The following is an 8,133-nucleotide window of genomic DNA, read 5'->3' as shown; positions in this document are numbered from 1 at the left end:
ATCGGCCTGCCCGACCGCTTCGTCGAACAGGGCGGCCGCGAGGAATTGCTCGGCCTAGTCGGATTGGATTCTCAGGGTATACTGACTCAAATCGAAGCTTTTTGCGCCTAGCCTCCATGCTTGAAATCGTCCAATTGCCGGTTCTGACAGATAATTATATTTATCTGCTGCACGACTCCATAAGCGGTGAAACGGCCGCCGTCGATCCGGCAATCGCATTGCCAGTCATCGATGCGTTACGGAAAAACGGCTGGCATCTGGATTATATTTTCAATACCCACCACCACGGCGACCACGTCGGCGCCAATTCGGAATTGAAAAGAGCGACCGGATGCAAAATAGTCGGGGCAGCTTCCGACCGCAATCGGATCCCGGGCATCGATATCGCCGTCTCGGAAGGCGAAACGGTTGCTTTAGGCCGGCATAATTTCGAAATCATCGAAACGCCCGGCCATACCAGCGGCCACATCGTTTATTACTGCGCCGACAGCGAAGCTCTATTTTGCGGCGATACCCTGTTTTCCCTAGGCTGCGGCCGATTATTCGAAGGCAGCGCCGATCAAATGTGGCAGTCGTTACAAAAGCTGAAAACCTTGCCCGGTAACACCCGTGTTTATTGCGCTCACGAATATACCCAGGCCAACGGCCGCTTCGCGTTAACAATCGAAGCCGATAATTCCGAACTGCAACAACGCGTAAAGCACGTAGCGGAACTCAGACGCGTGGATAAATCCAGCGTACCGTCGACTATCGCGCAGGAATTGGCCACCAACCCGTTTTTACGCGAACACAGCGCCGGTGTGCGCCAAGCAGTCGGCGCATCGGCCGAAGACCGCCCCGCTCAAGTATTTGCCAAAGTCAGGGCGTTAAAAGACCAATTCCGCTGATCACGCCTTGACGGCTTTTACGATCACGAATTTGGCATTGCCGGCGACGTGCTCGAAATTGCCGAATAGCTTTTTCAGAGCGTGATGATAATTCAAGTGCCGATTGCCGATCACCCGCAGTTCCCCGCCTCTGCGCAGCACCTCGTGCGATTGTCGAAACATTTGCCAGGCAATCTGATCACCTATCGTATGCTGCTGATGAAAAGGCGGATTGCAAACGATGCAATCGGCGCTATCAATAGGGAAACCGCTTAAACCATCATTCACGACGAAATCCGCCTGCCGACTAGCGCCGTATGCCAGGTCGAAATTCTCTTTGGCGGAGGCAACGGCCATAAACGATTCGTCAACGAAACTGATTCGGGCGCCGGGCCCACGTTCGGCCAACACCAATCCCACGACGCCGTTACCGCAACCTAAATCGATCATGTGGCGGTAATCTGACACATCCGGCAAATGCTTCAGTAATAGTCGAGTGCCGATATCTAAGCTGTCTCGCGAAAAAACATTGGCATGATTAGAAATCGTGAAACGAGTATTTTCCAACTTGTATTTGATCGGATAGGGATTGGCCGGTATGCTTAATTGCGGTTCGTGCTCGGCGAAAATTAGGCGGGCCTTCTTGACAGCCAACGACGGTACCGTCGGCCCAATTAGGCGTTCTAGTAATTTCCAAGCGTTAGCAGGCAAGGACTTAACCATACTCGCCGCGATGATCTTAGCATCAGGCTTTATGAGAGGGCGTATACGATGAAGTTGGTATTCGAGCAGTCCCAAGGTTTTCGGAATCTTGATCAATAGATAATCAATAGGCGAGTCCGGCACACTCAAGCTATCCAACAACCGAATGCTGCTGGGATCTATGCCGTTGTTTTGCAGATTATTCCTAGTCGCTTGCTGAGATAGAAATGAATCGGAAATCGCTATGGGATCGAAAGCATGCAAAGCCAGCGCGAGCGCACCGAAACCATCGTTCAGTATCGTAATCTGCGCACCAAGCGGCGGCATGTCTTGGCTAGCTAGATAGTTCAGCAGATACTCGTCCGCGGCATCCCATGCCTGCAGCGGCTCGTTTTTCCTAACGGGTAAACGCCCCAGCCTAAAACTGCCTTGTGGTACTTGAAAATCGATGTGCATGATGATTACGAATCAGCGACAATTTGCCACGCGGCGAAATGCCACATACTAAAGATGTTTGAGTTCCGCTAGACTATATCCAACTCTTGTATGCGCCCCTCGGGGAAACAGAGTTACTTCCCTCTCGCAGCGGCCAGACTTCTTCTCGTACCTGGCCGTTTTTTTTGCCGCAAAAAAATGAAATCTTTACATTGCGAACAAACGATAAAAATTATCGCGAGACAATGCGGCCACTTCTTCGACGCTACATCGGCGCAACTCGGCGATATGTTCGGCTACGTGGCAAACGTAAGTGGGATAATTAGGTTTGCCCCTATACGGAACGGGTGCTAGATACGGCGAATCGGTTTCGATTAAAAAGCGATCTGCAGGCACTTTTCGCGCGACCTCCTTAATGGCCTGGGCATTTTTAAAAGTCACGATGCCGGAAAATGAGATATAAAAATTAAGTTCCAGAGCCTTCTTTGCATAGTCCCAATCTTCGGTAAAACAGTGGATAATGCCGCCTACTCGATCAGCACCTTCTTCGCGAAGCACATCCAGGGAATCGTGGCCTGCTTCGCGGGTATGGATGATCAAGGGCTTAGATAATGTCTTAGCAACCTCAATATGATTTCTAAAGCGCCGGCGCTGCCATTCCAAATCACCGGCGCTACGAAAATAATCCAAACCGGTTTCGCCGATCGCAATGACTTTTTCAAGACGTCCGAGCTGTAATAGTTCGTCTATCGTCGGTTCTCGCCCTTCGGTGACGTTTGGATGCACACCTACCGATAAAGAAATATCCGCATAAGGCTCGACCAATGCCGCCATGCCGGGATACGACTCCATATCGATACCAATGCAAAGCATGTGTTCAATTTTTTTGCTGCGAGCATCTTCGACAAAGGCGCTAAAATCGTGATGGTACGGTTTTAGATCGATACGATCCAAGTGGCAATGGGAATCTATATACATTGAAAATATTGCTTGAAAAACCTGCGCCGGCCGCGCCAAGCGGCAATTACATGGTATGAGTTGAGCGATCCGACTCTAAAGCACCAGCCAGATAAGTTTCGATTTTGTTGCGTGCGGTACCGCCGTCTTGGTCGCTAAATTGTACGCCGATACCCGGAGCTCGATAACCTTCGGCCCCGACAGGCGTTTTCCAGATGATTTTGCCGGCGATGGGTAAACGTTCGGTTTCTTCCATTAAATTCAACAACATAAATACTTCTTCGCCGATTTGGTATTCGCGTTTGGTCGGAATAAACAAGCCGCCGTTTTTTATAAACGGCATATACGCCGCGTAAAGCGCATTCTTATCTTTAATGGATAATGACAAGATACCCTGTCTTGCTGCCGTCTCTGCCATGTTGCTATCGAATATTTAGTTGCGACCAGTCGATCAAAATCTGCTCCAACGTCAGTTGTTTATTGACTTGAGTGTTCAATTGCGAATATGCCTTCAGCAATCGATCGTAAAACCGATAAAGGCCCTTCAATTCTAACCTTTCGGCGAAGCCTTGCAAGGATTTTTGCAAGTCCGGATTATGCAATTGTTCATCTCCGGCCAGATACTTGATTTTAATAATATCCAACACCCAGTAAAGCATCCATTGCAGCAAGGTCGACAAATCGAGCCTATCCGATTTTTGCCATTGTTCAGACACTTCCAGCAAATTTTTTTTACCTTCGGCGATCTGCACCCATGCATCAAAATAATACCGCCTAATGCTAACAAAATCTTGTTCGGCAAAGGCTTTCGCCACTAAAGGCGCCCTCCCCGCCAGCGTTAACAACGTATCGATATTCTCTCTTACACCTTGCTCTTCCAACCATCGCTGCGCAAGCCGGTGTTCAGGCAGATGACATTGAATGGCTTGGCAACGGCTGCGAATCGTAGCGGGCAAAGCGGAAGGCTTTTCGGTCAACAATACCAGACACGTACGCTCGCTCGGCTCTTCCAGACATTTTAGGAAGGCATTTGCGGACGCGGTATTGAGTTGATCGGCCGGCGTAATGATCACAACGCGCTGCATCTCAAATTGGGGCTTCAACGCCAACTTGACGATGAGCCGTCTGATCTTGTCTATGCCTATCGCCTTACCAGGCTCGTCCGGCTCGATCAACAGGTAATCCGGGTGAGTTTGCGCGGCAAGCAGTTTACAACTTCGACAATGGCCGCATGCCGAATAATCGGCTGACGGCGCATGACAGCTCAGGCTTTGGGCAAAGGCATCGGCTAAACGGCGTTTGCCTACGCCAGCCGGCCCGGTGATCAATAACGCTTGGGGAATTCTTTGTTGCCGGATATAACCGAGCAAATGTTCCCAGTTAGCGTGCTGCCACGGATAAACCGGCAAACCGCTTTCTTTCATTTCCCGCAAAGCAGATCGACAATCTGCCGAATTCCGGCTTGTACGTCCGGCAACGGCAAACTGGCGTCGATGACGACATAGCGTTCGGGAATGCTTTTTGCCCGCTGTAAATAGGCCAGGCGTACCCGCTGAAAAAACTCAAGCTGTTCGCTCTCAAAACGGTCGAGAAGGCCGCGGCTCCGGGCACGCCTCATACCCGTTTCAACCGGGGCATCGAACAGCAATGTCAAATCCGGTTGCAGATCGCCATGCACGGTACGCTCCAGCCACTCGATTGTTTTAACATTCATCTGACGACCTCCGCCTTGATAAGCGAAAGTCGCGTCGGTGAAACGGTCGCACAATACCCAACAGCCCCGTCGCAAAGCCGGCAAAATCACATGATGAATATGTTGTGAGCGCGCTGCAAACATCAGCAACAACTCGGCGTCGGGTGTCATGCTCTCGTGATGCTTTGCTAATAAAAGATGGCGAATTTGTTCGGCCAGCTCAGTCCCGCCGGGCTCTCGCGTCACGACGGCTTCAATCTGCTTTTCCTGTAGTAAGCTTTTTATAAACTGCAAATTCGTTGACTTACCGACACCTTCGCAACCTTCGAGCGTTATAAATCGTCCGTGCGTCATCGTTGATAGGTTTGAACATATTTTTCATGCATGGCGTAACTCGCGGAAAAAGCATGGCGACCGTTGCCTCTCGCAACAAAGAACAACGCGTTTCCGTCTTCGGGATGCAAAGCGGCTACTATTGCCGCTTTGCCGGGCATCGCAATCGGTGTCGGAGGTAATCCCTTATTTACGTAGGTGTTGTAAGGCGTTGGTTCTTGCAAATCTTTGCGGCGAATATTGCCTTGATATCCCTCACCCATACCATAGATCACCGTCGGGTCGGTTTGTAATAACATGTCTCTTTTCAGGCGCCTGCTGAACACGCCGGCAATTTTTCTACGCTCTTCGGCCGCGGCGGTTTCTTTTTCGATGATAGAAGCCAGAATCAAAGCGTCATAAGCACTTTCTAGCGGAACATTTTTATCACGCTTCTCCCACTCGCTAGCTAACACCTGTTGCATCTTTTTGTGAGCCCGTTTCAACAGCTCGATATCGGAACTATTCTTTTCAAAAAAATAAGTATCGGGGAAGAACTGGCCTTCCGGGTGAACCTGATCGGAACCCAACTTTTGCATGACGTCGGCTAACTGATCATTTGACAGCGTGTGGTGTATATTGGGATTATTTCTGATGGCTTCGAGCATTTGCTTGAAGCTCCAGCCCTCCAAAAGCGTAATCCTATATTTACGAGTTTTGCCTTCCTTCAGCGTGGCCAATATATCGGTGGCTGTTGCGCCTTTTTTTAATACATATTCGCCTACTTTCAACAAGCGGTCCAGATGTGCGCGATAGGCATATAATCTGAACCAAATCTTATTGACTTCAATGCCTTTGGCGTGCAATTGCTTTATTACGCTGTTCAGCGTATCGCCTTTTTTAATTTCCAACGTACTTTGTTGACTGACCACCGGTTTCTTTTTCAAGATGTGGTAATGCATACCACCCCAAATCAGTAATAAGCCTAGCAGCATCAGGGAAGTAAACGCAACTATACTTCTAATCACACTATTGTCTCCGCTTCGCGTGCTTCCGCATACCATTGCTGAATACGTCGTGTTATCCGGCCCACTTTAAAGCACTGACTATCAAGTTGTCTTATTGGCCAAATGCCTATTACCGAGTTGGTAATAAAAAGCTCGTCCGCCGCCAAGACGCTCCGCTTGTGAAACTGTTGTTCACACACAACGATATTGTTGCGAATTGCCGAGTCTATCACAATTTTTCGAACAATCCCCGCGATTCCGCATTGGGTCAGAATCGGCGTATGTAATATTTCGTTTTTAACGAAGAAAAGGTTAGTCATTGTGCCTTCAATCACGTGATCGTCATAGTCCAGCATCAAGCCTTCTTGGTAGCCGTCATCCTGCCACTCCGCCCTAGCTAAGACTTGCTCCAAGCGGTTTAGATGCTTGATACCGGCCAAGCTAGGATTAATAGCTAAGCGCTGGCGGCAAAAGCGGGCGACAACGCCGTCGGTTTGAAAATGATCGGGATAAACAGGAAAAGGGTGCAGGCTTAACAGGCGCGTCGGCACGACCGGATCTGGCTGCCGATAACCGCGCCCGCCGCTACCGCGGGTGAAAATGATCTTTAATACGGCGTGATCTGCGTCGGCGCAAAGCTGTTCGGCCTCGGCTTGCAGCAGGCCCAAGTCAGGTGGCGGAATCAGTAATCTTTCACAACCTATAAGCAAACGCTGCAAGTGTTGCTGAAAAAACAGCAACTTACCGTTAAGCACTTCGATAGTCTCAAACAGACCATCGCCATATTGAAAGCCTCTGTCAGAGGCATCGATACACTGTCTGCGTTCGCCATTCAATAAGAACATCGGCAGACACTAGTTAGAAAACCGGCCTTATTCGAAACGCTTAAATACCAATGATCCGTTAGTACCGCCAAAACCGAAGGAATTGGAAACAGCGACATCGATTTTCATATTGCGAGCGACATTCGGCACATAATCAAGATCGCATTCGGGATCCGGATTTTCCAAATTGATAGTCGGCGGAGCGATTTGATGCATGATCGCCAAAGAAGTCAAAACGGCCTCGATACCGCCGGCGGCACCCAATAAATGCCCTATCATTGATTTGGTCGAACTGATGGCGACTTTATAGGCATACTCACCCAGCGCGGTTTTCATTGCATGGGTTTCCCCGACGTCCCCCGCCGGAGTCGACGTGCCGTGAGCATTGATATAATCGACTTCGCTCGCATTGATCTTGGCGTCGCGTAGCGCGTTGCGCATACAACGAGCCGCACCCTCACCCCCAACAGAAGGCGACGTAATGTGATAGGCGTCCCCACTCATGCCGTATCCGACCAATTCTGCGTATATTCTGGCTCCACGTGCCTTGGCATGTTCCAACTCTTCCAGAACCACAACACCGGCACCATCGCTCAGCACAAAGCCGTCGCGATCTCTGTCCCAAGGACGACTAGCGCGTTGCGGATCGTCATTGCGACGCGACAAGGCTTTTGCCGACGCAAAGCCTCCCATTGCGGTCGGAGATGTCGTACAGCGCTCGGCCCCACCGGCGACCATTACGTCGGCATCGCCGTATTTAATCAAACGCGCTGCGTCACCGATATTATGGGTACCGGTGGTGCATGCGGTTACGATTGCATAATTCGGCCCTTTCAATCCGTATTTGATCGACAGATTACCGGAAATCATGTTGGTAATATTGCCGGGCACGAAGAACGGCGAAATCTTCCGAGGACCGCCTGCCAAATAAGAGGCATAGCATTCCTCGATACCTGTGATACCGCCGATTCCGGCACCAATTGCAACACCAATTCGCTCTGCATTTTCGTCGGTCACTACAATGCCCGAGTCTTCAAATGCCTGGCAACCGGCGGCAATACCATAATGCATGAACCCATCCATCCTTTTGGCATCCTTCTCTGAGATGTAATCACCTATATTGAAGTTTCTGATGACGCCGCCGAACGTGGTTGCAAATGTGGAAATATCAAAAGAATCGATTGGACTGATGCCGCTTCTACCATTGACAATTCCATCCCAAGTATCAGCGACATTATTTGCCAAAGGCGTAACGGCGCCTAAGCCCGTTATAACAACTCGACGTGTGCTCACAGAAAAGTACCGTTATATTTGAAGAGAAGACAAACAGATGGGAA

9 protein-coding genes are annotated in these 8,133 nt (G+C 49.8%); 1 reads left to right on the top strand and 8 read right to left on the bottom strand.

The window, feature by feature from the left end; genetic code table 11:
• Nucleotides 1–116: 116 nt before the first annotated feature.
• Nucleotides 117–887, top strand: coding sequence for a hydroxyacylglutathione hydrolase (gene gloB, locus ACW73I_RS12485; protein ID WP_458029706.1), 771 nt, complete (start codon nt 117–119; stop codon nt 885–887).
• Here gloB and ACW73I_RS12480 read toward each other — a convergent pair whose 3' ends face one another.
• The 8 genes from ACW73I_RS12480 to fabF all read right to left on the bottom strand — a co-directional run bounded on the left by ACW73I_RS12480 (nt 888) and on the right by fabF (nt 8,089).
• Nucleotides 888–2,024 (bottom strand): methyltransferase, encoded by a 1,137-nt coding sequence (locus ACW73I_RS12480; protein ID WP_458029705.1) that lies wholly within the window; start codon nt 2,022–2,024, stop codon nt 888–890.
• Between the two features lie 186 nt (nt 2,025–2,210).
• Entirely contained in the window at nt 2,211–2,981 is a 771-nt protein-coding gene (locus ACW73I_RS12475) for a TatD family hydrolase (RefSeq protein ID WP_458029704.1), read from the bottom strand.
• Nucleotides 2,982–3,027: 46 nt separating this feature from the next.
• Nucleotides 3,028–3,378 (bottom strand): PilZ domain-containing protein, encoded by a 351-nt coding sequence (locus ACW73I_RS12470; protein ID WP_458029703.1) that lies wholly within the window; start codon nt 3,376–3,378, stop codon nt 3,028–3,030.
• A gap of 4 nt (nt 3,379–3,382) precedes the next feature.
• Nucleotides 3,383–4,384, bottom strand: coding sequence for a DNA polymerase III subunit delta' (locus ACW73I_RS12465; protein ID WP_458029702.1), 1,002 nt, complete (start codon nt 4,382–4,384; stop codon nt 3,383–3,385).
• Complete coding sequence (gene tmk / locus ACW73I_RS12460; protein WP_458029701.1) at nt 4,381–5,007, bottom strand: dTMP kinase; 627 nt, start codon at nt 5,005–5,007, stop codon at nt 4,381–4,383. The genes ACW73I_RS12465 and tmk overlap by 4 nt, the downstream gene beginning before the upstream one ends.
• Nucleotides 5,004–5,993, bottom strand: a complete 990-nt coding sequence (gene mltG, locus ACW73I_RS12455; RefSeq protein ID WP_458029700.1) for an endolytic transglycosylase MltG — start codon at nt 5,991–5,993, stop codon at nt 5,004–5,006. Before mltG ends, tmk begins: the two co-directional genes overlap by 4 nt.
• The gene (gene pabC / locus ACW73I_RS12450) at nt 5,990–6,817 is read right to left on the bottom strand and encodes an aminodeoxychorismate lyase (protein ID WP_458029699.1); all 828 of its coding nucleotides are present in this window, start codon (nt 6,815–6,817) and stop codon (nt 5,990–5,992) included. The genes mltG and pabC overlap by 4 nt, the downstream gene beginning before the upstream one ends.
• Nucleotides 6,818–6,844: 27 nt before the next feature.
• Nucleotides 6,845–8,089, bottom strand: coding sequence for a beta-ketoacyl-ACP synthase II (gene fabF, locus ACW73I_RS12445; RefSeq protein ID WP_458029698.1), 1,245 nt, complete (start codon nt 8,087–8,089; stop codon nt 6,845–6,847).
• Between the last annotated feature and the right edge of the window lie 44 nt (nt 8,090–8,133).

The sequence above is a fragment of the Methylomonas sp. MgM2 genome (assembly GCF_054172045.1).
The sequence above is the reverse complement of the archived record's forward strand: the minus strand, read 5'-3'. Positions and strand labels throughout refer to the sequence as shown.